Raw genomic sequence first — 26,163 nt, forward strand, 5'->3', positions numbered from 1 at the left:
GGGGCGCCCGCAGTCTGCTGCCCGCTCATGCGGTCAATTCTTCAGCCAGCTCCGGGTGATTGACGATCAAGCGCATCAGGCAGGCCACCGCGCCGGGCGGCGAAAAACGGCCTTGCTCCCAATCCCGCAGCGTCGCCACCGGCGTGTCGATGCGCTCGGCAAAGGCGGCCTGTGTCAGCCCCGACTTTTCCCGTGCCTGCCGCACCAGCATCTGCTCCGGCGTGGTGACGCGCCCTTCGCCGGCCTGGGCTTCCTTGAGTGCCTGGCGCAGATCGGGCAGCGCGTCGCCGGCGTCGGCTTCGATCGCTCGCGCCACTGCATCGATATTGAGTTTTTTGGCCATGTCAGGTCGGGGTTCCAGTCACCGAGCGCATGAGCGGTGAATGTACGGGATGCCCGCATTTTCGGGGCGTCGGCGGGATGGCGGCACTCTCGCCGAGGCGCGGGCTACCTGACTGACGCCGACGGCCTCGAGCCGTGCACAGCAATGAAAAGCGCCGTGACCTGTAGGAGCTCAGAATTGGAACTAACGCCGACTTCCCCGTGAACCCGACTTCGCTCGCGCCCGTTCATAGTCCGCTGCAATCAACACTGGCGAAGCCACAAGACCGCGCGAATGATCCGAGTAACTCGGTATCCTAAGAAGTCAATTAAGGGTTGATGGCGATGCTAGACGGCTGTTGTTAAGACAAACTGCTCCCGCAAAAGTACAGGGGGAAAGTATGAAATACGTATTTAAGCGGAATGGCTCGATCGGTGCTATGGACGCTGAGTCAGACGCAAAGTTTTTGGCCGATTGCTTTTTTGATACTGGTGATGTGGATGTTCTACTAGATTGCGAAGATCCAAAAAGGATAGTTGTTGGACGGGTTGGTGCAGGTAAAAGCGCGCTGCTTGAGCAACTGAAGACTCGCTCGTCAAATGTAATCGACGTGCGCGCAGAAGAGTTGTCTTTAAACTATGTGGCCAACTCAGATGTAATTCAATTTTTTGAGGCTGCGGGTGTAAAGCTGGACTTGTTCTATCAGCTGCTTTGGAAGCATGTTTTTGTCGTTGAATTGCTTAAGAAGAGGTATCGAATTACAGAGAAAGAGCCCCGCTCGCATTGGGACTTTTTGAAAGACGTTTTTTCGAGGGACCCGGCGAAGGAACGGGCTGTTAAGTATTTGGAGCAATGGGGGGATCGATTTTGGCAAGATACCGAAATTAGAATTAAGGAATTTACAACTCGACTTGAAGAAAAGCTTTCCGCTGCGGTTGATGCGAAAATATTTGGTGCGTCTTTAAATGCTCAGGCGGCGCGGGCTTTGTCAGAGGAGGTCAAGGCGGAAATAGTTCACAAGGCGCAGTCCATCGTTAACTCAAATCAAGTTCGTGAGCTGACTGAGGTGGTAAGCCTTCTTGCGGAGGTGATTTTCATCGATCCAATGAATCGCCACCATATAGTGATTGATAGGCTTGATGAGTCTTGGGTGGATGAGAGGATTCGATACAAACTTATCCGGGCGCTAATTGAAACTGTGCGGGCATTTCAGAGAATCCGGGCGGTTAAGATCGTTATCTCTATGCGAGAGGACTTGTTGAGAAGGGTGTTTGATGCAACAAGGGACGCAGGCTTTCAAGAGGAAAAGTATGAAACTCTGTTCTTGAGAGTCAGGTGGAAGAAGCATCAGCTAATGCAGTTGCTCGAAATGCGACTTAATCGGCTGGTGCGGGAGCAATACACCACCAAATCTATTGCTTTTAATGATGTGTTTCGTGGTGATGTTCGAAAAGAGAGTGCAATCGACTACGTCGTTGATCGATCGCTGCTTCGGCCTAGGGACGTAATTTCGTTTGTTAATTGCTGTATTGAGTTGTGCGAAGGAAAGGAATATATAACGCCTTCCGCGGTTCAAGATGCTGAGAAAAAATACTCGGAAGGGCGTCTGAGATCATTATTCGATGAATGGCGTACTGAATTCCCAAATTTGTCTTGTTGTGTCCAGCTTTTGAGAGGGCGCGCTTCTAGCTTTAAATACTCCGAATTGTCGGATGAAGATGTTCAAAGGTTCATGAGTGAATCGTTCAACGAGATGGTGGAAGATGATTTTGCCAAGCGAGCTATATCCGAGTATTTGATTAATAACAGGACTTTAAGTAATTGCCTCATTCAAATTGTCAAAATCATCTACACGGCATCTGTAGTGGGCATTAAACCGCAAGCTACGGACAAGACAAGTTGGGCTCACAACGATGACCGCGGCATTACTGAAGGGCAGTACAAGAGTTCCTCTACTATCTATGTGCACAAGATGCTTTGGCGAGCTCTTGATATCCAACTGCCACCTCGCGGGGCTGTCTGACCCCTGTGCTTGAAATGAGCCCAATCCGGGTTGCTCAAGTCGCCACGCGAGCTTTCCCAAGCACCAGCGTGTAGCAAGAAGATAAAAGCTCGGGGTCTCTGGATTGAACCCCGGGCACATCGATCCGGTTTGCCTCTCCGCCTCGCGCGCTTAGCGCCGCATGAACCGCACGTACCAAGGGCGATCAACGGCCACCGCGCCGCCAACGCGCACCAGCGTCCCGCGCTCGGCGTCCACACGAAACGCCGTGACATTCCCGCTGTTCTGATTCGCCGCCACCAGAAACTGCCCGCCCGGCACAAGCCCAAAACTGCGCGGCGTGCGCCCGCCGATGCTGGTCGACTCGACAAACCGCAGTGACCCAGCCTTCGCGTCAATCGCGAACACCGCGATGCTGTCGTGCCCCCGGTTGGACACGTACCGAGACACCGCCCATTCGGCTGCACCAGCGTGTCGGCCGTGCTGTTGCCTTCGGTCGAGGCGCCGACTGGCAGGGTGGACAGCACCTGAATGCCTTTCAGCGCACCCGTGACCGCGTCCGCGCCGTAGGCGGCCACGCGGGACCTGAGTTCCAGGTCCACATAGGCATAGCGGCCGTTCGGGTGGAAGGCCATGTGGCGCTGGCCGCCGCCGGGTTCGGTGTTGGCGAATGCGGGCATGTTGGGCGAGAGCAGGCCGTTGGCCGCGTCCAACCCAAAGGTCACCACCTTGTTCAGCCCCGGGTCTGGCACGTAGGCGCAGGTCTGGGTCGGGCCGGAGTAGATGCCGTGCGGGTTAGGTGCCCTCTGGCGCTGCGGGTTGACGCTGGCGCCCTCCTGCTGAACCGTGTGCGCCGCAGGACCCAGGCTGCCTTCGGCTGCAGGCGAAGGCGGCGACTGCGGCCTGTCTACTCAACCATGGACCGCATCGATCGGCGGCTGCGCGAATTCGTCTTCAAGGCTCCAGCGTTCCAGGCCTCGCTCGCGCCACTGTCCAGGCCGGCGCGAACGTCGCGGCGCAAGTCATCAAGCCCTAGCTGCTGAACCCGGTCCCGCTCGTCCAGCAGCCGAAGGGCCACGCCCACGACCTCGCTGGCCGACGCGTACCTGCCCGAGGCCACCTGCGCGCGGATGAGATCCTCAAGCTGAGGCGTTAGGTTCACGTTGATGCCCATGACTTGCCCCCCCCTGTGAAGGGTGGAACTTTAAGCAGCCGCCTCGTCAGCCACCAACCCAAACTGCATCGCCGCCAACTTCGCATACAGCCCACCCCGCGCCACCAGCTCGTCATGCCGCCCGATGTCGACGATGCGCCCCGCATCCAGCACGACGATGCGGTCCGCCTTCTGGATGGTCGCCAGCCGGTGCGCGATGACCAGCGTCGTGCGGTGCTTCATGGCCGCTTCCAACGCCGCTTGAACAACGCGTTCGCTCTCGGCGTCCAGCGCGCTCGTCGCCTCATCCAGCAGCAGCAGCGGCGGGTTCTTCAGCATGGCGCGGGCGATGCTGATGCGCTGGCGCTGGCCGCCGGACAGGCGCACGCCACGCTCGCCCAGGAAGCTGGCGTAGCCCTCGGGCAGCGCGCGGATGAAGTCGTCGGCGAAAGCGGCCTTGGCCGCAGCGATGACCTCGTCGTCGCTCGCGCTGGGGCGGCCGTAGCGGATGTTCTCCAGCGCCGTGGTCGAGAAGATGACGCTGTCCTGCGGCACCAGGCCGATGTTGGCGCGCAGGTCGGCCAGGCTGAGCTGCTGCGTGGGCACGCCGTTGAGTCGGATGGCGCCGGCCTGCGGGTCGTAGAAGCGCAGCAGCAGCTGGAACATCGTCGTCTTGCCGGCGCCGCTGGGGCCGACGAGTGCGACGGTTTCGCCGGGCTCAATGGTGAGCTGCACACCATCCAGCGCGGCGCTCAAGGGGCGCGACGGGTAGTTGAAGCGGATGTTGTCGAACTCCACGCGGCTGCCGCCTTGAACCACCGCCAGCGCCTGCGGCGCGACCGGGTCGGCCACCGGCGAGCGGGCTTCCATCAGCTCGATGAGGCGCTCGGTCGCACCCGCAGCGCGCAACACATCGCCCCACACCTCGGCCAGCACCGCGACGGAGCTGACCAGCAGCGTCACATACACCACCGTCTGCCCCAGATGCCCCGCCGTGATCTTGCCGGCGATGACGGCCTGCGTGCCTTGATACAAGCCCCACAGCATGGCGCCGAACACGGCCGTGATGATGAAGGCCACCATGAAGCTGCGGATGCGGGTGCGCTTGCGGGCCACGTCGAAGGCGGCCTCGCTGGCGGCGGAGAAGCGCTGCGCCTCGGCCCCTTCCTGCGTGTAGCTCTGCACCACGGTCACGGCGTTCAGCACCTCGCCGGCAATGGCCGAGGTGTCGGCCACGCGGTCCTGGCTGGCGCGCGACAGCTTGCGCACACGCCGGCCAAAGTACAGAGCCGGTGCCACGATGAGCACCAGCAGGCCCAGCACCTGGCCCATGACGTAGGGGTTGGTGACGACCAGCATGATCAGCGCGCCGATGCCCATGACCGTGTTGCGCAGGCCCATGGACAGGCTGGAGCCCACCACCGTCTGCACGACCGTCGTGTCCGTCGTGATGCGGCTCAGCACCTCGCCGGTCTGCGTGGTCTCGAAGAACTCGGGGCTCTGGCGCAGCACATGGCTGTAGACGGCGTTGCGCAGGTCGGCGGTCACGCGCTCACCCAGCCAGCTGACCATGTAGAAGCGCGAGGCCGAGAACAGGCCCAGCGCGGCGCCCACGGCGAACATGGCGAGGAAGTGCTCGCGCAGCGCCACCAGCCGCTCGCCCGCGTTGTCGGCACCGAAGCCGGCGTCGATCAGGCCGCGCAGCGCGATGGGAAAGGCCAGCGTGGCCAGCGCGGCGCACACCAGCAGCACCAGCGCGAGCGCGATGCGGCCCCGGTAGGGGCGCAGAAAGGGCGCGAGGCCGCTCAGGGAGCGGGCGTTCTTGGAGGCGGGTCGGTCGGTCGTGGAACTCATGGGGTCAAGTTTTGCTTCACATGGGTGCGCCAGCGCGCGCCGCGGTCGCCCGGGAAGTCAGGCGCGCCGTGCCAGACGCTGTCCCGGCGGAACACGGTGCCGAGCACCGCGCTGCCCAGCCGAACGTGGGGCCTGTGGGTTGTCGGTGCGGATTCGAGGCCATGGGGCGCGGATTAGAGCAGCGGCGGGCGACCGGCGTACCCGGTCAGCTCCAGATAGCCCCAGCCGATCTCCTGCCCGGCGCCGTTCAGCAGCCGGGCCGCGCCCTCCCAATAGACGAGGCCGCTGCTGCCGCGCGCGTCGATCTCCTGCGCATCGAAGGCGGCCAGCAGCCGCAGCTCGCCGGCCGGGCTCTGCAGCCGCCACTCGACCGGCCAGCGTGTGCCGGTGGCGGGGCTGGTCCACTGCCGCGTCGGCGTCATGTCGACCTCGTCGGGCGCAAAGCTGCGGTCGGGCTGGCCCGGCGTGCGCAGGCTGCCGCCGGCCCAGTCGCGCGTGCCGTCCTTGCGGCGCAACTGGAAGAGGGTGAGCGCCCGGCCGTCGTGCAGGTTGATGCCCAACCAGTCCCAGCCCACCGCGCTGCCCAGCACGCTGTCGCTCCACTCATGGTCCAGCCAGGCGCGGCCGGCCAGGCTGTGGCGACGGCCGTCCAGCCTCAGCGCGGCCTGTGTCAGCAGCTGCGGGCGCGAGTAGTAGCGGCTGAACTGCGCCGGCAGCGGCCCCTTGCGCGAGATGCCGGCGTCGCCCTGCAGCAGCGGCGCGTCGGGCGTGGCCAGCTCCAGCTCCATGGTGAAGCCCGGGCCGGTGAAGGCCGCGCGGTAGCCGTCGCCCTCGCGCTTGAGCGTCCAGTCGCGCAGCCGCACGTCGCAGTCGCCCACGCGGGCCTCCACCACGCCTGGCAGCCCGCGCAGCAGTCGCTGGGCCTTGATCATGCGGCGCGCGGCCAGGTCCGACAGCGCCACATGCCCCAGCAGCAGCTGCCGCGCCGCCAGCGCGCTGGGGTGGCCGGCCGCCGCCGGACCGGGCACGCGGAAGAAGGTCAGCTGGTAGCCGAAGCGCGGCGGGCTGCCGTCGCGGTCGCCGAGCAGGCCGGTCAGGTACCACCACTCGATGCGCGTCGCCGGGTGGGCGCCGAAGTCGTGCGGAAAGTTCAGGGCGGCTTGCGCCGGCAAGGGCAGTGCGGCCAGCAACAGCGTTCGGCGTTTCATGCGTCGTCCTTCACCGCCCGCACCGCGTCGGCCCCCAGCGCGCGCCGCCCGGCCAGCAGCGACGCGCCCACGGCCGCCGCGAAGGCCAGGCCCACCAGCACCGCCAGCCGCGCCACCGGCAGGCTCAGCTCCATGCTCCAGTGGAAGCTCTGCGGGTTGACGACGTAGACAAGCACCAGGCTCAACCCCAGCCCCAGCCCCAGCCCGGCCAGCGCGCCGGCGCCGCCGGTCAGGCTGGCCTCGATCAGCAATAACCGCATCAGCATGCGCCGCGACAGGCCCAGGTGGCGCAGCAGCCCGAACTCGCGCCGCCGCGCCAGCGCCTGGGCCGACTGGCTGGCGATGACGCCGAACAGACCGACCGCCAGCGCCACGGCCTGCAGCCACAGCGTGATGGCAAAGCTGCGGTCGAAGATCTGCAGCGACAGCGCGCGCAGCTCACCGGCGGCGGCGGTCTCGATGTCGTCGCCGGCCAGCCGGCGGATGGCGGCACGCGCCTCGTTCAGCGGTTGGCCGGGCGCCAGCCACAGCGCCAGCTCGGAGGTGGCCGTGTCGCCGCTGACACGGCGGTAGTCCGGCAGCGCCATCCACAGCGCCGCGCTCTGCCGCGAGTAGTCGCGCCACACGCCCAGCACCTGCAGGCGCACGGGGCGGCCGGCGTCGATCAGCTCGGCGTCGAAGACCTTGCCCGGCACCAGCCCGTCGCGGTCGCGCGCGGCTTCGTTGACCCAGACGGCCACCGCATCGGCCTCGGTCGCGCCGCTCCAGCGCTCCAGCAGCGGCAGGTTGCCGGTGCCCATCTCGCGTGCCGTCAGCGCGACCGCATCGCCACCCGGCGCCAGCCGCAGCCGGGCCGACCGCTGTGGCGCCGTGCGGGCGAACTCGGGCAGCTGCCGCAGGCGCTCGACTAGCGCCGGCGGCAGCGGTGCGGCCAGGCCGTCGCCACTGCGCAGTGCGCTGCGGGCGTAGAGGTCGGCCGGCAAGGCATGGTCCAGCCAGCGCTCCAGCGAGTCGCGGAAGCTGCCGATCATCACCGTCATCGCCACGGCCAGCGCCAGCGCGACCAGCACGCCGGCCAGGGACCGCCGCGCTTCCGCCGCCTGGTCACGACTGCGTTCGCGCGCCAGCATCAGCAGCGCCGTGGCCGGCAGCCGGCCCAGCAGCGCACCGAGCGCGCGCACCAGCGCCGGCACCAGCGCCAGCCCGCCCAGCAGCAGGCACAGCATGGACGCATAGGCCGCCACCGGCGTGCCCTGCCACAGCGGCGGCAGCCAAGCCAGCGCCGTGCCCAGCGCCAACAGCGCCAGGCCCGCCCAGGCGGGCAGCACGCGCCCGGCCGGTAGGCCCAGGCCCTTCAGCACCAGGGCCGGCGCGATGCGGCGCACCGTCAACGCCGGTGCCCACGCGGCCAGCAGCGCGGCGGCCAGGCCCAGGCCACCGTAGACCAGCGCCGGCAGCAGCAGCGGCTGGCGCAGCAGCAGCTCGGTCGACGAGCCGCCGCCACCGTGCAGCCCCAGGTCGCTGCCCAGCAGCTTCAGCGCGCCTGCCGCCAGGCCCACGCCCAGCGCCAGGCCCAGCCCCGTGCCGACGATGCCGATGACCAGCCCCTCGGCCAGGATCAAGCGCCAGCGCATGCGCGCCGACACGCCCAGCACGCCCACCAGCGCCCAGTGCGGCAGCCGCTGCGCGGTGGCCAGCGACAGCACCGCGTAGACGAGGAAGCCGCCGGTGAACAGCGCCATCAGCGCCAGCAGGCCCAGGTTGACGCGGTAGGCCCGCGTCAGGTCGGACAGGCGCTCGCCTTCATCGGCCGGCGGCGCGGCCCGCCAGCGCGACGGCAGCGTGGCGGCCCAGGCGGTGTCTTCCGTGCCGGGCGTGAGCTGCAGGTCGATGCGGTCCAGCATGCCCAGGCGGCCGAACAGCGCCTGCGCGTCGGCGATGTCCAGCACGCCCAGCGGCGCGCTGCCGGCGGCGACGCGGCCGCCGATGGTCAGCACCACATCGCGCGGCGCGCCGCCGCCCGGCGTGGGCAGACGCAGCGTCAGCATGGTGGCGCCGGCCGGCAGGCGGGCGCGCGCGGCGGCGTTCAGGTGCACGGTGCGGGCGCCCAGCAGCGCCTCGGTGCCGCCGTCGACCTGCGGCATCAGCTCCGGCGCCAGCGGCTGGCCGTTGGCGGCCGAGGCCAGCAGCGCCAGCGCGTCCAGGCCGATCAGGCGGATGGACAGGCCCATCCCGCCCGGCCCCGCCTGGCCGGGCCAAAGCGCCACGGCTTCGAGCACGGGGTTGGCAGCGGCGACCTCGGGGCGCTTCAGCAACTCGGCCAGGTCGCCGTCCGCCAGCGCGCCGGTGCGGGCGCGCAGCACCAGGTCGGGCTGGCCGTTGACGCTGCGGGCGGCGCGCGCGAACTCGGTCAGCGCCGCGCCATTGAGCAGGTGCACGCCGAAGGCCAGCGCCACGCCCAGCATGACGGCGACGACGGCCAGCATGATGCGGCCCGGCTGGTCGCGCCAGGCTGGCCAGCTCAAATGGCGCCAGAGATGGGTCAGACGTCTTCCCAAACGCCGTTCTTGAGGATCTGGTGCGGCGTGAAGCCGGCCTTGTAGGCCATCTTGGGGCTCTCCTCGATCCAGTAGCCCAGGTAGAGGTGGCTGAGCTTCAGCTCCCGGGCCTGCTGGATCTGCCACAGCACGCCGTAGGTGCCGAAGCTGCCTTCCGCGTCGGGGTCGTAGAAGGTGTAGACCGCCGACAGGCCGTCGCTGAGGATGTCGAGGATGGACACCATGCGCAGCGGGGTGCTGCCGTCAGGCATCTCCTCGCGGAACTCGACGAGGCGGGAGTTGATGCGCGACTGCAGCAGGAACTGCGTGTACTGGTCCACGCTGTCATGGTCCATGCCGCCGCCGCTGTGGCGGCCAGCCTGGTAGCGCAGGTAGAGCGCGTAATGCTCGGGCGAGTAGCCCAGCCGCATGACCTTGGCCTGCAGGTGGCGGTGCGCTTTCAAGGCGCGCTTCTGGCTGCGGTTTGGCTGGAAGCCGGCCACCGGCACGCGCAGCGCGACGCAGGCGCGGCACTGGTCGCAATAGGGGCGGTAGGTGAACAAGCCGCTGCGCCGAAAGCCGGCGGCGACGAGGTTGGAATAGGCGTCGGCGTGGATCAGGTGGCTGGGCGTGGCGACCTGCGAGCGTGCCTGGCGGCCGTCGACATAGCTGCACGGGTAGGCGGCCGTGGCGTAGAACTGGATCTGCGCGAGGGGCAGTTCTTTGGGGTGGGTCACTTGGTGTTCAGGAGCCTTTGCCAGTGGGCCGGATGATAGGTCCAGGGCCCCGGCGAGGCTTCGCCCACATGGGTGGCGAGGTGGGCTTCGAAGGCGCTGCGCGGCACTTCGGCGGCGCCCAACGAGGCCAGGTGGCCGGTGTTCTGCTGGCAGTCGATCCACGGGATGCCGAACTCGCGGCACAGGCAGACGAGGGCGCACAGCGCGATCTTGGACGCGTCCGTGCGGCGCATGAACATCGATTCGCCGTAGAACATGCGCCCGAGGTTGACGCCGTACAGGCCGCCGACGAGCTCGCCGTCCATCCAGGTCTCGACGCTGTGCATGGCCGGCCAGGCGAGGTAGGCGGCTTGCAGCTCGGGCACGATCCAGGTGCCGTTCTGCCCCTCGCGCGGCGCGCTGGCGCAGGCTTCGAGCACGGCGGCGCGGTCATGGTCGATGCGGATTTCGTAGCCGGGCGTGGCGGCAAAGCGCTGCACCGTCTTGCGCAGCGAGCGCGACAGCTTGAAGTGGGCCGTCTGCAGCACCATGCGCGGGTCGGGCGCCCACCACAGCGGCGGCTGGCCGGGGCCGTACCAGGGAAAGATGCCGCGGCTGTAGGCGGCCTGCAGGCGCTCCGGCGTCAGCGTGCCGCCGGCGGCGAGCAGGCCGGGCGCGTCGGTGTCGGGGCCGAGCGCCTTGGCGCTGGGCGGGAAGGCCAGGGAGGCCTCGTCGAGCCAGTCGATCATGGGCGCCAACTTAACATGGCGCCCATGATCACCGTCTATGGCATCCCCAACTGCGACACCGTCAAGAAGGCCCGCGCCTGGCTGACCGACCGAGGTCTGGAAGTGACCTTTCACGACTTCAAGAAGCAGGGTGTGCCTGCCGACCAACTGCCCGAGTGGCTCAAGGCCTTCGGCCGCGACAAACTGGTCAACCGCGCCGGCACGACCTGGCGCAAGCTGGACGACGCCACCAAGGCCGCCGTTGTCGACGATGGCTCGGCCGCCGCGCTGATGCTGGCCGAGCCCAGTGTCATCAAGCGGCCGGTCGTGCGCTGGGCCGATGGCCGTTGGACGCTCGGCTTTAGTGCGCAAACGTTCGAAGAAGGTGCGTTTGGTGCACCAAAGTAGATCGATTGCGCTAGACGTAGCCGCCCCCGCGCCGGGGCGAATGCGCATTAAAACTGGGCATTGAACTTGCTGTTTCGGTGCGGTTTGTGTCAGCTTGGTGCATTTGCCCAGCCGCACGCCACCGAACGGAGACAGCGTTGGAGACATCGATCAAGCAGGGCGCGGATGCGCTCTTCATCTTGCTGGGCGCCATCATGGTGCTCGCCATGCACGCCGGGTTTGCCTTCCTGGAGCTGGGCACCGTGCGCAAGAAGAACCAGGTCAATGCGCTGGTGAAGATCCTCGTGGACTTCGCCGTGTCCACGCTGGCCTATTTCCTCGTCGGCTACCTGGTCGCCTACGGCACGCACTTCTTCATCGGCGCGGAGCAGCTGGCGCAGAAGAACGGCTACGAGCTGGTCAAGTTCTTCTTCCTGCTGACCTTTGCGGCGGCCATTCCGGCCATCGTGTCGGGCGGCATAGCCGAGCGGGCGCGCTTTGGCCCGCAGCTGGCGGCCACGGCGGTCATCGTCGGCTTTGTCTACCCGTTCTTCGAGGGCATCGTCTGGAACCAGGGTTTCGGCATCCAGGCCTGGCTGAAGGCGACGACGGGCGCGGAGTTCCATGACTTTGCCGGCAGCGTCGTCGTGCATGCGGTGGGCGGCTGGATCGGCCTGGCTGCCGTGCTGCTGCTGGGCCCGCGCCTGAACCGCTACCGCAAGGACGGCGCGATGAGCGCGCATCCGCCGTCCAGCATCCCCTTCCTCGCTTTAGGCGCCTGGGTGCTGACGGTGGGCTGGTTCGGCTTCAACGTGATGAGCGCGCAGACGCTGGACAAGATGTCGGGGCTTGTCGCCGTCAACTCGCTGATGGCCATGGCCGGTGGCACGCTGGTGGCGGTGCTGCTGGGCCGCAACGATCCGGGCTTTGCCTACAACGGGCCGCTGGCCGGGTTGGTGGCCGTGTGCGCAGGCTCGGACGTGATGCATCCGCTGGGCGCGCTGGTGACCGGCGGCATCGCCGGCTGGGTGTTCGTCAAGTTCTTCACCCTGACGCAGAACCGCTGGAAGATCGACGACGTTCTGGGCGTGTGGCCGCTGCACGGCCTGTGCGGCGCCTGGGGCGGCATCGCCTGCGGCATCTTCGGCCAGCAGGCGCTGGGTGGCATCGGCGGCGTCAGCTTTGGCGCACAGCTGATCGGCACGCTGGGCGGCGTGGCCTGGGCCACGGCCGGCGGCTTCGTCGTCTACGGGTTGATCCGCCAGTTCGTCGGCCTGCGGCTGGACGCCGAGCAGGAGTTCGAGGGCGCCGACCTGTCCATCCACAAGATCGGCGCGACGCCTGACCGCGAGGCCAACTGGTAAGCTGGCGCCACTCCCAAGAACAGGCCCCAAACGGGGCCTTTTTCAATCATGTTCACAGGCATCGTCCAGGGCGTCGCCCGCGTCGAATCGATTGACGCCCGCGAGGGGCTGCATACGCTGGCGCTGAAGCTGCCGGCCGGGTTCGACGACGAACTGGCCATTGGCGCCAGCGTGTCCTGCGACGGCGTCTGCCTGACCGTCACCGAGCGGCCGTCGCCCGACGTGGCGCTGTTCGACGTGATGGGCCAGACGATGAACCTGACGACGCTGGGCGGGCTGAAGGTCGGCTCGGGCCTGAACGTCGAGCGGGCGGCCAAGGACGGCGCCGAGATTGGCGGCCACCCGCTGTCGGGCCATGTCGACGTGTCGGCCCGCATCGCCGAGATCCGCCGGCCCGACAACAACCACGTCATCCGTTTCGCCGTGCCGGCGCCGTGGATGCGCTACGTCTTCGCCAAGGGCTACATCGGCGTCAATGGCTGCAGCCTGACGGTGGCCGAGGCCCAGCGCGAGCGCGACGGCTCGGGCTGGTTCGAGGTGTGGCTGATCCCCGAAACGCTGCGCATGACGACCTTCGGCGACAAGGTAGAGGGCGACGCCATCCACATCGAGATCGACCGCAGCACGCAGGTCGTCGTCGACACGGTGCGGGATGCGCTGGACGAGAAGCTGGGGCCGTTGCTGCCCGTGCTGGAAGCGATCGCGCGGGAGCGCGGCATCGACATCACGCAACTCGCGATCAGCAATTCTTGATGCTTTCTTGATGCCCCCCGCCTCGATCTTGTCGAGGCGTTGAGGGGGGAATTTCCAGAATGCCTCCATCGTTACTGGAGGTGTCATGGACATCGTTTTTCTGGGTCTTGGCGCGGCACTCGCGCTGCTGACCGGGCTCGCGGCCTGGGGCTGTGACAAGTTGGCGGGGAAGAAGTCATGACCGGCTTCGAACTCGCCGCAGCCGTGCTCGTCGTCGGGCTGGTGGGCTATCTGTTCTGGGCGTTGCTGTTCCCGGAGGACTTGTCATGAGTGCCTCTGCCTGGATGCAGTTGATCGCCTTCCTGGTGGTGCTTCTCGCCCTCGCGTGGCCGCTGGCCCGCTGGGTGCACGCCGTCATGGAGGGGCGTGTCGCCTGGCTGCAGCGCATCGAACGCGGCCTGCTGAAGGTGGCCGGCGTCAACCCCGACGCTGAACAGGGCTGGCTGCGTTATGCCCTGGGTCTGGTCGTCTTCAATGCGCTGGGTTTCCTGGCCGTCTATGCGCTGCAACGCCTGCAGGGCGGGCTCCCGCTCAATCCGCAAGGCCTGGGCGCCGTGTCGGCCGACTCGGCCTTCAACACCGCCATCAGCTTCGTCACCAACACGAACTGGCAGGGCTACGGTGGCGAGACGACGATGAGCTATCTCACGCAGATGCTCGCGCTGACGGTGCAGAACTTCCTGTCCGCCGCCACGGGCCTGGCCGTCGTCATGGCGCTGCTGCGCGGCCTGGCACGCCACAGCGCCGCCACGGTCGGCAACATCTGGGCCGACCTGACCCGCGCCACGCTGTGGGTGCTGATGCCGCTGTCGCTCGTCTTTGCCATCGCGCTGGCGGGCATGGGCGTCGTGCAGACGTTCAAGCCCTACCAGGACGTGACGACCGTGGAGACGCAGTCCTGGCAGACGCCCAAGCTGGGCGCCGACGGCCAGCCGCTGAAGGCCGCTGACGGCACGCCGGTCATGGAAGACCACACCGGCCAGACGCAGACCCTCGCCGTCGGCCCGGTCGCGTCACAGCTCGCCATCAAGATGCTGGGCACCAATGGCGGCGGCTTCTTCAACGCCAACTCGGCCCATCCGTTCGAGAACCCCACGGCGGCCACCAATGCGCTGCAGATGCTGTCCATCTTCCTGATCCCGGCGGCGCTGTGCTTCGTCATGGGTCGGCAGGTGGGCGACATCCGCCAGGGCTGGGCCGTGCTCGCGGCCATGACCGTGATGTTCGTTGTTGCGGTCGTCGCCGCGACGGCGGCTGAAAGCGCCGGCAACCCGCTGCTCAAGCCGCTGGGTGTGGACGCATTGACCAGTGCCACGCAGGCCGGCGGCAACATGGAAGGCAAGGAAGTGCGCTTCGGCATCGACGCCTCGTCGCTGTTCGCCGTCATCACCACGGCCGCCAGCTGCGGTGCGGTGATTGCGATGCACGACAGCTTCACGCCGCTGGGCGGCGCCGTGCCCATGGCCATGATGCAGCTGGGCGAGGTCGTCTTCGGCGGCGTCGGCGCGGGCCTGTACGGCATGCTGGTGTTTGCCATCCTGGCCGTGTTCGTCGCGGGCCTGATGATTGGCCGCACGCCCGAGTACCTCGGCAAGAAGATCGAGGCGCACGAGATGAAGATGGTCTCGCTGGCCATCCTGCTGACGCCTCTGGCGGTGCTCATCGGCACGGCCGTGGCCGTGGCCACCGAGCCTGGCCGGGCCGGCATCTCGGCGCCCGGGTCGCACGGCTTCAGCGAGGTGCTGTATGCGCTGTCCTCGGCCGGCAACAACAACGGCAGCGCCTTCGGTGGCCTGTCGGCCAACACGCCCTTCTACAACCTGCTGCTCGGCGTCGTGATGTGGATCGGCCGCTTCGGCGTGATCCTGCCGGTGCTGGCGATGGCCGGCTCCTTCGCGGCGAAGAAGCGGCTGGCCGCCGGCGAGGGCACGCTGCCCACGCATGGCCCGCTGTTTGTCGCGCTGCTGATCGGCGTGGTGCTGCTGGTCGGTCTTCTGAACTATGTGCCGGCGCTGGCTCTCGGGCCTGTCGTCGAGCACCTGATCCTCTGAAGCAAATCATGAGCCGCGTCGGCTTTTCCCTGCTCGACCCCAAGCTGGCCCGCCAGGCCTTGGGTGAGTCCTTCACCAAGCTGGACCCGCGCACGCAGTGGCGCAACCCGGTGATGTTCGTCGTCTACCTCGGCAGCCTGCTGACGACGGCGCTGGCCATCGCCCAGCCCAATGGTTTCGTCATCGCGGTGACCGTCTGGCTGTGGTTCACCGTGCTGTTCGCCAACTTCGCCGAGGCGCTGGCCGAGGGCCGCAGCAAGGCCCAGGCCGCATCGCTGCGTGGCCTGAAGAAGGAGACCTGGGCCAAGGTCGCGGAAGACTGGAAGCCCGGCGTCGCCCGCGATGCCGTGAAATGGCACCCGCGCGAGGCCGGCACGCTGCGCAAGGGCGAGGTCGTGCTGATCGAGGCCGGCGACATCGTGCCGGCGGATGCCGAGGTCGTCGACGGCGTTGCTTCGGTCGACGAGAGCGCCATCACCGGCGAGTCGGCCCCCGTCATTCGCGAGAGCGGCGGCGACTTCTCGGCGCTGACCGGCGGCACGCGCGTGCTGTCCGACTGGGTCGTGGCCCGCGTGGCCGTCAACCCGGGCGAGACCTTTGTGGACCGCATGATCGCCATGGTCGAGGGCGCGCAGCGCAAGCGAACGCCCAACGAGATCGCGCTGACCATCCTGCTGGTGGCGCTGACGCTGGTGTTCCTCGGCGTCGTCGCCACGCTGCTGCCGTTCTCGCAGTTCAGCGTGGCGGCGGCTGGCGCCGGTGAGCCCGTCAGCCTGGTCGTGCTGGTGGCCCTGCTGGTCTGCCTGATCCCCACAACAATAGCCGGCCTGCTGTCGGCCGTGGGCGTGGCCGGCATGAGCCGCATGCTGCAGGCCAATGTCATCGCCACCTCGGGCCGCGCGGTGGAAGCTGCGGGCGACGTGGACGTGCTGCTGCTGGACAAGACCGGCACCATCACGCTGGGCAACCGCCAGGCCGATGCTTTCTGGCCGCTGGACGGTTTCAGTGAGGCCCAGCTGGCCGACGCCGCCCGCCTGGCCTCGCTGGCCGACGAAACGCCGGAAGGCCGCAGCATCGTCGCGTTGGCCGACCGCAAGTTCGGCCTAGCCGCTGCGGCGGAGCGCGGGGACTTCGTGCCCTTCACGGCGCAGACGCGCATGAGCGGCGTGGACCTGCCCGGCCGCCAGATCCGCAAGGGTGCCGGCAGTGCCGTGCGCGCCCATGTCGAAGCGCTGGGCGGCCGCTGGCCCGCCAGCGTGCAGGCCAGCGTGGACGAGGCCGCCCGCCGTGGCAGCACGCCGCTGGTGGTGGCCGATGGCGTGCAGATCCTCGGCGTCGTCGAGCTGAAGGACATCGTCAAGCCCGGCATCAAGGAGCGCTTTGCGCAGCTGCGTCGCATGGGCATCAAGACGGTCATGGTCACCGGCGACAACCGCCTCACGGCCGCGGCGATTGCCGCAGAAGCCGGGGTCGACGACTTCCTCGCCGAGGCCACGCCCGAGGCCAAGCTGGCGCTGATTCGCGAGCACCAGTCCCAAGGCCGGCTGGTGGCCATGACCGGCGACGGCACCAACGACGCGCCCGCGCTGGCCCAGGCCGACGTGGCCGTGGCGATGAACACCGGCACGCAGGCCGCGAAAGAGGCCGGCAACATGGTCGACCTGGACAGCAACCCGACCAAGCTCATCGAGGTGGTGGAGACGGGCAAGCAGATGCTGATGACGCGCGGGTCCCTCACGACCTTCAGCATCGCCAACGACCTGGCCAAGTACTTCGCCGTGCTGCCGGCCGCCTTCGTGTCCACCTACCCGCAGCTGGCCGCGCTCAACGTCATGCACCTGGCCAGCCCCAACTCGGCCATCCTGAGCGCGGTCATCTTCAACGCGCTGATCATCGTCGTGCTGATCCCGCTGGCGCTCAAGGGCGTGGCCTACCGCGCCGTCGGCGCCGCCGCACTCTTGCGCCGCAACCTGGCGGTCTACGGCCTGGGCGGCGTCATCGTCCCCTTCATCGGCATCAAGGCCATCGACCTCCTCATCTCCGGCTTCGTCTCATGAACACCCAACTCCGCCCCGCGCTGACGCTCTTCCTGCTGCTCAGCCTCATCACCGGCCTGGCCTATCCGCTGCTCGTCACCGGCATTGCGCAGACGCTGTTCCCGCACGCGGCCAACGGCAGCCTCGTCGAGAACAACGGCAAGCCGGTCGGCTCCGCGCTGATCGGCCAGGCGTTCAGCGACCCCGGTCACTTCTGGAGCCGCCCGTCGGCCACCGCGCCCGCGCCCTACAACGCGGCCGGCTCCGGCGGCTCCAACCTGGCGCCCACCGCGCCGGCGCTGGTCGATGCGGTCAAGGCCCGCATCGCCGCGCTGCGCGCCGCCGACCCGGGCAACACGGCGCCGGTGCCGGTCGACCTGGTCACCACGTCCGCCAGTGGCCTGGACCCGCACATCAGCCGCGCGGCCGCCGACTACCAGCTCGCCCGCGTCGCCCGGGTGCGCGGCCTGGCTGAGGCGCAGGTGAAGGCGCTGCTGGACGCGCACACCGAGACGCGCCTGCTCGGCGTCCTCGGCGAGCCGCGCGTCCATGTGCTGGCCCTGAACCTCGCGCTCGACCGTGCGACCATTCCCGCTCGATGACTGCGAACAGAACAACATGCTGATCAACAGCGCCGTGTACGAGGATGGCCGCATCGTCTGCGAGCCGGGTCTGGAGGGCGTCTCCGAGGCGTTGCAGAGCCAGTCGGGCTTTGTCTGGATCGCGCTGCGCGACCCCAGCGACGACGAGCTGCAGCTGCTGCAGCGCGAGCTGGACCTGCCGCCGCTGGCCGTGGAAGACGCGCGCAAGGGCCTGCAGCGCCCCAAGCTGGAGGAGTACGGCGACATGCTGTTCGCCGCCATGCATCTGCTGGAGGCCGGCCCCGACGGCCTGGAGGTGGGCGAGGTGCATGTGTTTGTCGGCGCGCGTTTCGTCGTGTCGGTGCGGCACCGCAGCGCCCAGGGCTTCCTGGGCGTGCGCGACCGCGCCGAGCGCGAGCCGGAGCTGCTGCGCCAGGGGCCAGGTTTTGTCTTCTACGCGCTGATGGACGCGGTGGTGGACCGCTACTTCCCGCTCATCGATGCCATCGATGCCGAGCTGGACCAGTTGGAGACGACGATGTTCCTGCCCCGCCAGGACCGGCAAGCCGTCGTCGAGCGGCTGTTCGGCCTGAAGCAGCGGCTCACCACACTGCGCCACGCCGTCACGCCGCTGCTGGAGGTGGCGTCCAAGCTGCACGGCGGCCGCGTGCCGGTGGTCTGCAAGTCCATGCAGGACTATTTCCGCGATGTCTACGACCACCTGCTGCGCATCCAGGCCAGCATCGACGCGGCCCGCGAAACCATCATCGCGGCGACCCAGGTCAACTTGACGCTGGTGTCCATCGACGAATCGCTGGTCACCAAGCGCCTGGCCGCCTGGGCCGCCATCTTTGCCGCGTCCACGGCGCTGGCGGGCATCTGGGGCATGAACTTCGAGAAGATGCCTGAGCTGCGGTGGGCGTTTGGCTACCCGATGGCGTTGGGCGTGATCGCGGTCGTCAGTGGGGCGCTGTACTGGCGCTTCAAGCGGCTGGGGTGGCTTTGAAGGACGCTACCGCCGTAGGTTGGGGTGAGCGCAGCGAACCCCAACGTCCACGGCACCGGGCCCTGTTGGGGTTCGCAAGGCTCACCCCAACCTACGAACGATGACCGACGCAAGACCCGACCCCGACGCGCTGCTCGCGCAGCTGCAGCGCGACGAAGCCGCTGCCAAGCGTGGCCGGCTGAAGATCTTCTTCGGCGCCAATGCCGGCGTCGGCAAGACCTTTGCGATGCTGGCCGCTGCGCATGCGGCGCAGAAGGAGGGCAAGGCGGTGCGCATCGGCGTCGTCGAGACGCATGGCCGTGCCGATACCGAGGCCATCGCCCGCGACCTGCCTCGTCTGGCCTTGAAGGAACTGGCGCACAAGGGCCAGACGCTGCGCGAGTTCGACCTCGACGCCGCGCTCGCCTGGGGCGCTGCCGAGCCCGGCGGCGTGCTGCTGCTGGATGAACTGGCGCACAGCAATGCCCCTGGCTCGCGTCACGCAAAACGCTGGCAGGACGCGCAGGAGCTGCGCGAGGCCGGCGTGGAGGTCTGGGCGACGCTGAACGTGCAGCATCTGGAGAGCCTGAACGACATCGTCGGCGGCATCACCGGCATCCGCGTCTGGGAGACGCTGCCGGACAAGGTCTTCGACGGCGCCGACGAGGTGGTCGTCGTCGACCTGCCGCCCGACGAGTTGCTGCAGCGCCTCAAGGAGGGCAAGGTCTACCTGCCCCAACAGGCCGAGCGCGCGGCGAAGAACTTCTTCCGCAAGGGCAACCTGCTGGCGCTGCGCGAGCTGGCACTGCGCCGCACGGCCGACCGTGTCGACGACCAGATGCAGGCCTACCGCCGCGAGCACAGCGATGTGAGCCGTGGGGCCGTGTGGCCCAACCGCGAGTCGCTGCTGGCCTGCGTGGGCCCGGGTGCGGCCAGCGACAAGGTGGTGCGCAGCGCCGCGCGGCTCGCGCAGCAACTGGAGCTGGACTGGCACGCCGTGCATGTGGAGACGGCGCGGAGCCTGAGCGAGGCCGACCGCCAGCGCGTGCAGCGCACGCTGGAGCTGGCGCAGAGCCTGGGCGCGCGCACGGCGGTGCTGTCGGCGCCCGAGGTCGCGGCGGCGCTGGTGGGCTATGCGCGCGAGCACAACCTGGCCCGGCTTGTCGTCGGCCGGCGCGAGCGCGCCTGGCGCTGGCCGGGCCGGCCGACGCTGGCCGAGGCGCTGAGTCATCTCGCCGAGGAGATGGACGTGCTGCAGGTGGCCCTGCCCACCCACTCGCGCCCGCCCGTGCCGTCGCCGCAGCGCGAGTTCGGGCTGCTGGCGCCGCACGCACTGCGTGGTTATGCGGCGGCCCTGCTCTGCACGCTGGGGCTGACGGCCGTCGGCCACTTGCTGCTGCTGGGCATCATGGAGCCCACCAACATCGCCATGCTCTACCTGCTCAACGTCGTCGGCGTGGCGCTGCGCTTCGGCCGTGCGCCGGCTGCGCTGACGGCGCTGCTGGGCGTGGCGGCCTTCGACGTCGTCTTTGTCGAGCCGCGCTGGTCGTTCGCGGTCGGGGACGCGCAATACCTGGTCACCTTTGCCGTGCTGCTGCTCGTGGGCCTGGTCATCGGCCAGCTCGCCGCCGGTTTGCAGGCCCAGGCGCAGGCCGCCCGCGAGCGGGAGCGGCGCGTGCGTGGGCTGTACGCGATGTCGCGCGACCTCGGCGCGGCGCTGGTGCCTGAGCAGGTCGCCGAGATCGCGACGCGCTTCCTGCGCGCCGAGTTCGGCGCCGCCTCCGCGTTGCTGGTGCCACCGCTCGGCACCCTGCCGGGTCGCGAAGTTCTTGCCGTACTCCCAGGCGCCAGTACCCAGCCCGACCTCGGCGTCGCCCAGTGGGCCTTCGACCACGCCCAGCCGGCCGGGCAGGGCACCGACACCCTGCCGGCCAGCGCCTGCCTGATGCTGCCCTTGACAGCGCCCATGCGGCTGCGCGGCGTGCTGGCGATCGAGGGCAAAGGCCGGCGCTGGTCGCCCGAGCAGCGCGAGCTGCTGGACACCTGCGCCGCGCTGCTGGCCATCTCGCTGGAGCGCATCCACTACATCGAGGTGGCGCAGGCCAGCACGCTGCAGATCGAGTCGGAGCGCCTGCGCAACTCGCTGCTGACCGCCATCTCGCACGACCTGCGCACGCCGCTGGCGGCGCTGGTGGGCCTGGCCGATGCGCTCAAGCTGACGCCGCTGAACGGCAGCCAAGCCGATGTGGCCGACGCGATGCGCCGCTCGGCGCTGCGCATGAGCGCGCTGGTGGGCAACCTGCTCGACATGGCGCGGCTGCAGTCCGGCACCGTGCAGTTGAACCGTCAATGGCTGCCGCTGCAGGAGGTCGTCGGCAGCACGCTGGCCGGCCTGGACGAGGTGCTGGCCGGCCGGCAGGTCGACGTGGACCTGCCCGCCGACCTGCCACTGGTGGAGTTGGACGCGGTGCTGATCGAGCGCGTGCTCGTCAACCTGCTGGAGAACGCGGCCAAGTACGCGAGCGGTGCCATCCGCATCAGCGCGCGCACTGCCGGGCGCCATGTCGAGATCGACGTGGCCGACAACGGCCCCGGCTTCCCGGCCGGGCGCGAGGCCCAGCTGTTCGACAAGTTCGAGCGCGGCGACCGCGAGAGCGCCACGCCCGGCGTGGGCCTGGGCCTGGCCATCTGCAAGGCCATCGTCGAGGCGCATGGCGGTCGCATCAGCGCCCACAATGTCTCGACCGGCGGTGCATGCGTCCGCGTCGAACTGCCGTTAGGCCAGCCGCCGAAGGAGAAACCGGAGTGAGCGCCGCCCGCGTGTTGATGATCGAGGACGAGCCGGAGATCCGCCGCTTCGTGCGCATGGCACTCGAAAGCGAGGGCCTGGAGGTGTTCGAAGCGGCGACGCTGCAGCGCGGCCTCATCGACGCCGCCACACGCCGGCCCGAGCTGGTGGTGCTGGACCTGGGCCTGCCGGATGGCGACGGCCTGGACTTCATCCGGGAGTTCCGCGGCTGGTCGCAAGCGCCCGTGCTGGTGCTGTCGGCCCGCGAGGGCGAGGCCCGCAAGGTGCAGGCGCTGGACGCCGGCGCCGACGACTACCTCGTCAAGCCCTTTGGCGTAGCCGAGTTGCTGGCGCGGGTCCGCGTGCAGCTGCGCCGGCATGCGGGCAGCAGCAGCGCGGCCGATCCTGTCTTCCGCTTCGGCGACGTGGCCATGGACCGCTCCCTGCGCACCGTCACCCGCGCCGGTGAGGAGCTGCATCTCACCCCCATCGAATACCGCCTGCTGCAGGAGCTGGCCACCGCGCCCGGCCGCGTGCTGACCCACCAGCACCTGCTCAAGGCCGTCTGGGGCCCGGGCCATGCCGAGGACGTGCACTACGTGCGCGTGCATATGGCCAATTTGCGCAAGAAGATCGAGGCCGACCCGAACCGGCCGCAGTGGCTGGTGACGGAGGCGGGTGTGGGCTATCGGCTGAAGGCCTGACGGCGAGCCGGCTGCGGCCTGTAGGCAATTTGCCTACAGCGACTCCCGCAATCCACGCGCATGCACGTCAGGCGTCCCCGGCTCGTCGCCTTGCCTGCGCTTCCCGAAGATGACGTTCATCCAACGTTGACTTCGAAACCCCCGGGAGCGCTGCCATGTCATTCTGGAAGAACCTGTCCGTCAAGACCAAGCTGGTCGGTGCGTTTGGCCTGCTGATCCTGATGCTCGTGGCCGTGTCGGTCGCGTCGCTGGAGTCCATCAAGGAGGACGGTGACCACTTCACCGACTACGTGCAGGGCGTGGAAGCCCGCGCCGTTGCGGCCAACCAGGTGCGCCTGGCCGTGGACCGCCGCGCCATCGCCGCGCGCAACCTGGTGCTGGTGACCAAGCCGGAAGACGCCGCACTGGAAAAGGCCGCCGTGATGGCCGCCGTGGCCGACGTGCGCACGTCGCTGGACAAGTTGCAGGAACTCTCCGGCCGCGCCGGTGTGCCGGCCGAGGCGCGGCGTCGCGTGGAGGAGATCTCCGGCATCGAACTGCGCTACGCCCGCGTCGCCGATGCCATCGTGGGCCTGGTGCTGGCCGGTGACCGCGAGGCGGCCATCGGCCGCATGAACGAGCATTGCCGCCCGCTGCTGGCCGCGCTCGTTCAGGCCAGCGACGACTACATCCGCTACACCGCCGAGACCTCCGAGGCGCTGATCGCCACGAACAACCAGGTGCACCAGCAGCGCATGCTGCTGCTGGCGGTCGGCTGCGCGGTGGTGATCGTGCTGTCGCTGTTCGCCGCCTTCGCCATCACGCGGTCCATCGTCGTGCCGCTGAACCAGGCAGTCGCGGCGATCAACGACGTGGCGCAGGGCAACCTGGACGCCGAGGTCGCCGTCGAGACCCATGACGAGTTCGGCAAGCTGCTGCAGGCCATTGCGGCCATGCAGGGCGGGCTGCGCACCCTCGGCGCCTCCGTGCGCCAGGGGGCAGACAGCCTCTCGCTGGCCAGTGCCGAGATCGCCCAGGGCAACCACAGCCTGTCGTCGCGCACCGAGACCCAGGCCAGCGCGCCGCAGCAGACGGCGGCGTCGATGGAGCAGCTGGGCGTCACCGTGCGCCAGAACGCCGACAACGCCGGCCAGGCCAACGAGCTGGCCCAGGCCGCCAGCGCGGTGGCGGCGCGGGGCGGCCAGGTGGTGGCGCAGGCCGTGGACACGATGCGTGGCATCAGCGAGTCCAGCAAGCGCATCGCCGACATCACCGCCGTCATCGACGGCATTGCCTTCCAGACCAACATCCTGGCGCTGAACGCGGCGGTGGAGGCGGCCCGCGCCGGTGAGCAGGGCCGCGGCTTTGCGGTGGTGGCCGGCGAGGTGCGGGCGCTCGCCCAGCGCAGCGCCGAGGCGGCCAAGGAGATCAAGCAGCTCATCGGCGACAGCGTGACGCGTGTGGAGACGGGGGTCAGCCAGGTGAGCGAGGCCGGCAGCACGATGCAGGACGTGGCGGCCAGCATCGACCGCGTGACGGCCATCATGAGCGAGATCAGCAGCGCCAGTGCCGAGCAGAGCGAGGGCGTGGGCCAGGTGGGCGGCGCCGTCACGAGCATGGACTCGGCTACCCAGCAGAACGCCGCCCTCGTCGAGGAAATGGCGGCTGCGGCGTCCAGCCTGAAGAACCAGGCCCTGGACCTGGTGCGGGCGGTGGGCGTGTTCAAGATGGCGCGCTGACCCGCTGGCACACTGCCCGCATGAACCCGGAAGACCTGCTCAAACTCGTCACCACCGAGATGCCCTTCGGCAAGCACCAGGGCACGCTGATCGCCGACTTGCCAGGGAACTACCTGGGCTGGTTTGCGCGTGAAGGCTTTCCTAAGGGCGAGATCGGGCGGCTGCTGGCGCTGATGTACGAGATGGACCACAACGACCTGCGCGAGTTGCTGAGGCCTTTGCGCCGCTGAACCGGCGGCCTTGGCCTACAGATCAACCGCCCGCAATGGCGCAAGATCGATGCACCATGACGGCGACACGCTCCGGCCTCTTCTTCGCACTGGCCCTGGCCTTCGGGCCACCATTGGTTGCCCAGGCCGACGAGCTGCCCAGGTCGCCGGCCTGCAGCACGGCGCTGAAGGCACTGGAAGACGCGGAGGACGCCTTGGCGGCGGCCCGCGCCACCGAGTCGCCCATCGCGCAGCCGGACGTGCAGCGCCGCGACGCCGTGGCTGCCCGCCTGCAGCCGCTGCGCAAGCGCGTGGCGGATGCCTGTCTGGGCGGGCTCACCACCTCGCCGCCGCCGTCGCAGCGCACCTGGGCCGCGCCGTCGCCTCCCCGACAGCCACCGGCGGTGCCGCAGGTTCGCGCGGCGCCCAAGCCGTTGGGCTCGGAGCCGCTGCTGCGCTGGGAGGCACCCGCCACTGTCACGCATTGCAACGGCGCCACGTGCACCGCCAGCGATGGCTCGACGCTGACCCGTGTCGGCCCCAACCTCGTCGGGCCGCGCGGGGCCTGCCGCGTCGAAGGCGTGTTCCTGCGCTGTCCCTGATGCGTCAGCGGTCCCGCCAGGCGGGCGGCGTCTCGTTGGTGATGTCCTCGGCCCGTGCCCGCTCGGGTTCGAGCGGACGCACCTCCAGCATCAGCCCAAAAGCCAGGCAGGGGTTCTGCAGCGCCAGTTCGGCGGCCTCGTCCAGGCTGGTCGCGACGATGAACCAGTAGCCGCCCACCAGCTCCTTGGTCTCGGTGTAGGGGCCGTCGGTGACCAGGCCCTGGGTGATGAGCTTGCCCTCGCGCGTCAGCCGGCTGCCGGGCTTCATGCGCCCGCTGGCGAGGTGGCCTTCGTACCAGACATAGAACTGGTCGATGGCTCGCTGGACGTCTTCGGTGCTGGCCCGCTCGTCCCATTGGCCGCGTGAGATGACGAGGTAGTCGTGCTTGGGCTTGTCCATCTCTGGATGCTAGCCGTGTCACAAACGTCGCAGCTGTTTCGTCATGGCAGCATGACCCCAGCCATGACCCATCCCAGCGACTCCCCCGCCGCCCGCGCCCGCCGTTTCGACGCCGACCACGCCCGCCGTCTGCGCGCTCTGGCCTACCGCATGCTCGGCTCGCGCGCCGAAGCGGAGGACATCGTGCAAGAGGCCTGGCTGCGCTGGGCCGAGGTGGACGAAGCCACCGTCGACCACGCCGGCGCCTTCCTGTCCAAGCTGGTGACCAACCTCTGCCTGGACAAGCTGCGCTCCGCCGCCCATCAGCGCGAGCAATACGTGGGCGTGTGGCTGCCCGAGCCGCTGCTGGAGGACGAAGCCTTGTTCGGCTGGGCGCCCGGCCCCGAAATGCAGGCCGAGTTCGCGCAGGACGTGTCCATCGCCTTCATGCTGGCCCTGGAGCGCCTGTCGCCTCTGGAGCGTGCGGCCTTCCTGCTGCACGACGTGTTCGACCTCGGCTACGACGAGATCGGCCGCCACCTGGACCGCAGCGAGGCCGCCTGCCGCCAGCTCATCAGCCGTGCGCGCAAGAACGTCAAGGCCGACTACGCGCGGCGAGAGGTGGCGAAGGAGGAGGGCGAGCGCCTGGTGGCCGCCTTCATGCAGGCCGTGCGCAGCCAGGACGTGTCGAGCCTGGCGGCATTGCTGGCGGAGGACGCCGTCATGCTGGCCGACGGCGGCGGCAAGGTCAGCGCCGTGCCGCGCGCGCTGCATGGCGGCGCCCTCATCGCCCGCACCTTCATCGGTTTCGCGCAGATGCCCAGCAGCCGCGCCTGGCGCATGGTGCCGGCGCTGGTCAACGGCCTGCCCGGCCTGCTCGTCATCGACACCGCCGCCGGCGGGCGGCTGGTGCAGACCATTGCGCTGGCGCCAGCCCAGGCCGACGGCCAGATCGGCGCCATCTACATCCAGCGCAATCCCGACAAGCTGGCGGCAATAGCGGGCCGTGTCACAAACGGCGAAGCTGATCCGTCTTGAGGGTGAGGCCGGCAAATTCGCCGGCCCGCCACACCCCAAGGACATCGC

General features: G+C 68.5%; 24 protein-coding genes and 1 pseudogene. 15 read left to right on the plus strand and 10 right to left on the minus strand.

Annotated elements, in window-relative coordinates:
• Positions 1-25 precede the first annotated feature (25 nt).
• A complete protein-coding gene (locus tag ACG00Y_RS27465; RefSeq protein WP_394484605.1) occupies positions 26-343 on the minus strand; it encodes a helix-turn-helix domain-containing protein in 318 nt (105 codons plus the stop codon).
• Between the two features lie 379 nt (positions 344-722).
• On the opposite strand from ACG00Y_RS27465, the gene ACG00Y_RS27470 reads away from it, so the two are divergent.
• Positions 723-2,345, plus strand: coding sequence for a P-loop ATPase, Sll1717 family (locus tag ACG00Y_RS27470; protein ID WP_394484607.1), 1,623 nt, complete (start codon positions 723-725; stop codon positions 2,343-2,345).
• Positions 2,346-2,495: 150 nt separating this feature from the next.
• Here the strand turns inward: ACG00Y_RS27470 and ACG00Y_RS27475 are convergent, their stop codons facing one another.
• The 8 genes and pseudogenes from ACG00Y_RS27475 to aat form a co-directional block, all read right to left on the minus strand.
• Positions 2,496-2,774, minus strand: coding sequence for a lactonase family protein (locus ACG00Y_RS27475; RefSeq protein WP_394484609.1), 279 nt, complete (start codon positions 2,772-2,774; stop codon positions 2,496-2,498).
• Positions 2,775-2,824: 50 nt separating this feature from the next.
• Positions 2,825-3,190 (minus strand): annotated as a pseudogene (locus ACG00Y_RS27480) (lactonase family protein); the annotation flags it as partial.
• Between the two features lie 41 nt (positions 3,191-3,231).
• On the minus strand, positions 3,232-3,498 hold the full coding sequence (locus ACG00Y_RS27485) for a type II toxin-antitoxin system ParD family antitoxin (protein WP_394484611.1): 267 nt from the start codon (positions 3,496-3,498) through the stop codon (positions 3,232-3,234).
• Positions 3,499-3,528: 30 nt separating this feature from the next.
• Complete coding sequence (locus ACG00Y_RS27490) at positions 3,529-5,331, minus strand: ABC transporter transmembrane domain-containing protein (RefSeq protein WP_394484613.1); 1,803 nt, start codon at positions 5,329-5,331, stop codon at positions 3,529-3,531.
• 173 nt (positions 5,332-5,504) lie between these two features.
• Positions 5,505-6,539, minus strand: coding sequence for a lipocalin-like domain-containing protein (locus ACG00Y_RS27495; protein ID WP_394484615.1), 1,035 nt, complete (start codon positions 6,537-6,539; stop codon positions 5,505-5,507).
• Positions 6,536-9,064, minus strand: a complete 2,529-nt coding sequence (locus ACG00Y_RS27500; protein ID WP_394484617.1) for an ABC transporter permease — start codon at positions 9,062-9,064, stop codon at positions 6,536-6,538. The genes ACG00Y_RS27495 and ACG00Y_RS27500 overlap by 4 nt, the downstream gene beginning before the upstream one ends.
• A 17-nt stretch (positions 9,065-9,081) precedes the next feature.
• Positions 9,082-9,813 (minus strand): arginyltransferase, encoded by a 732-nt coding sequence (locus tag ACG00Y_RS27505; RefSeq protein ID WP_394484619.1) that lies wholly within the window; start codon positions 9,811-9,813, stop codon positions 9,082-9,084.
• Positions 9,810-10,541 (minus strand): leucyl/phenylalanyl-tRNA--protein transferase, encoded by a 732-nt coding sequence (gene aat, locus ACG00Y_RS27510; RefSeq protein ID WP_394484621.1) that lies wholly within the window; start codon positions 10,539-10,541, stop codon positions 9,810-9,812. The genes ACG00Y_RS27505 and aat overlap by 4 nt, the downstream gene beginning before the upstream one ends.
• A gap of 15 nt (positions 10,542-10,556) precedes the next feature.
• Here aat and ACG00Y_RS27515 point away from each other — a divergent pair, with 15 nt between their 5' ends.
• From ACG00Y_RS27515 to ACG00Y_RS27575, 13 genes are all read left to right on the plus strand, one after another.
• A complete protein-coding gene (locus ACG00Y_RS27515; RefSeq protein ID WP_394484623.1) occupies positions 10,557-10,928 on the plus strand; it encodes an ArsC family reductase in 372 nt (123 codons plus the stop codon).
• A 194-nt stretch (positions 10,929-11,122) separates the two neighbouring features.
• Positions 11,123-12,271, plus strand: a complete 1,149-nt coding sequence (locus tag ACG00Y_RS27520) for an ammonium transporter (RefSeq protein ID WP_394484671.1) — start codon at positions 11,123-11,125, stop codon at positions 12,269-12,271.
• 48 nt (positions 12,272-12,319) lie between these two features.
• On the plus strand, positions 12,320-13,024 hold the full coding sequence (locus ACG00Y_RS27525; RefSeq protein ID WP_394484625.1) for a riboflavin synthase subunit alpha: 705 nt from the start codon (positions 12,320-12,322) through the stop codon (positions 13,022-13,024).
• A 177-nt stretch (positions 13,025-13,201) separates the two neighbouring features.
• Complete coding sequence (gene kdpF / locus ACG00Y_RS27530; protein WP_233374964.1) at positions 13,202-13,294, plus strand: K(+)-transporting ATPase subunit F; 93 nt, start codon at positions 13,202-13,204, stop codon at positions 13,292-13,294.
• Positions 13,291-15,075, plus strand: a complete 1,785-nt coding sequence (kdpA, locus tag ACG00Y_RS27535) for a potassium-transporting ATPase subunit KdpA (protein WP_394484628.1) — start codon at positions 13,291-13,293, stop codon at positions 15,073-15,075. Before kdpF ends, kdpA begins: the two co-directional genes overlap by 4 nt.
• An 8-nt stretch (positions 15,076-15,083) precedes the next feature.
• On the plus strand, positions 15,084-17,132 hold the full coding sequence (gene kdpB, locus ACG00Y_RS27540) for a potassium-transporting ATPase subunit KdpB (RefSeq protein WP_394484630.1): 2,049 nt from the start codon (positions 15,084-15,086) through the stop codon (positions 17,130-17,132).
• Positions 17,129-17,713 (plus strand): potassium-transporting ATPase subunit KdpC, encoded by a 585-nt coding sequence (kdpC, locus tag ACG00Y_RS27545; protein ID WP_394484632.1) that lies wholly within the window; start codon positions 17,129-17,131, stop codon positions 17,711-17,713. Before kdpB ends, kdpC begins: the two co-directional genes overlap by 4 nt.
• 16 nt (positions 17,714-17,729) lie before the next feature.
• Positions 17,730-18,698: a magnesium/cobalt transporter CorA gene (gene corA / locus ACG00Y_RS27550; protein WP_394484634.1), complete on the plus strand. Its 969-nt coding sequence runs from the start codon at positions 17,730-17,732 to the stop codon at positions 18,696-18,698.
• Between the two features lie 100 nt (positions 18,699-18,798).
• Positions 18,799-21,486 (plus strand): DUF4118 domain-containing protein, encoded by a 2,688-nt coding sequence (locus ACG00Y_RS27555; protein ID WP_394484636.1) that lies wholly within the window; start codon positions 18,799-18,801, stop codon positions 21,484-21,486.
• A 17-nt stretch (positions 21,487-21,503) separates the two neighbouring features.
• The gene (locus tag ACG00Y_RS27560; RefSeq protein ID WP_394484673.1) at positions 21,504-22,169 is read left to right on the plus strand and encodes a response regulator; all 666 of its coding nucleotides are present in this window, start codon (positions 21,504-21,506) and stop codon (positions 22,167-22,169) included.
• A 155-nt stretch (positions 22,170-22,324) separates the two neighbouring features.
• Positions 22,325-23,887 (plus strand): methyl-accepting chemotaxis protein, encoded by a 1,563-nt coding sequence (locus ACG00Y_RS27565; RefSeq protein WP_394484638.1) that lies wholly within the window; start codon positions 22,325-22,327, stop codon positions 23,885-23,887.
• 20 nt (positions 23,888-23,907) lie between these two features.
• Positions 23,908-24,117, plus strand: coding sequence for a DUF3820 family protein (locus ACG00Y_RS27570; protein ID WP_394484641.1), 210 nt, complete (start codon positions 23,908-23,910; stop codon positions 24,115-24,117).
• Between the two features lie 56 nt (positions 24,118-24,173).
• On the plus strand, positions 24,174-24,698 hold the full coding sequence (locus ACG00Y_RS27575) for a hypothetical protein (protein WP_394484643.1): 525 nt from the start codon (positions 24,174-24,176) through the stop codon (positions 24,696-24,698).
• Positions 24,699-24,702: 4 nt separating this feature from the next.
• On the opposite strand, the gene ACG00Y_RS27580 is transcribed toward ACG00Y_RS27575, so the two are convergent.
• On the minus strand, positions 24,703-25,098 hold the full coding sequence (locus tag ACG00Y_RS27580) for a YciI family protein (RefSeq protein ID WP_394484645.1): 396 nt from the start codon (positions 25,096-25,098) through the stop codon (positions 24,703-24,705).
• A gap of 63 nt (positions 25,099-25,161) precedes the next feature.
• Here ACG00Y_RS27580 and sigJ point away from each other — a divergent pair, with 63 nt between their 5' ends.
• Positions 25,162-26,115, plus strand: coding sequence for an RNA polymerase sigma factor SigJ (sigJ, locus tag ACG00Y_RS27585; RefSeq protein WP_394484647.1), 954 nt, complete (start codon positions 25,162-25,164; stop codon positions 26,113-26,115).
• Positions 26,116-26,163 lie beyond the last annotated feature (48 nt).

It is taken from the genome of Pelomonas parva (genome assembly GCF_043555835.1).
Lineage (GTDB): Bacteria > Pseudomonadota > Gammaproteobacteria > Burkholderiales > Burkholderiaceae_C > Pelomonas > Pelomonas parva.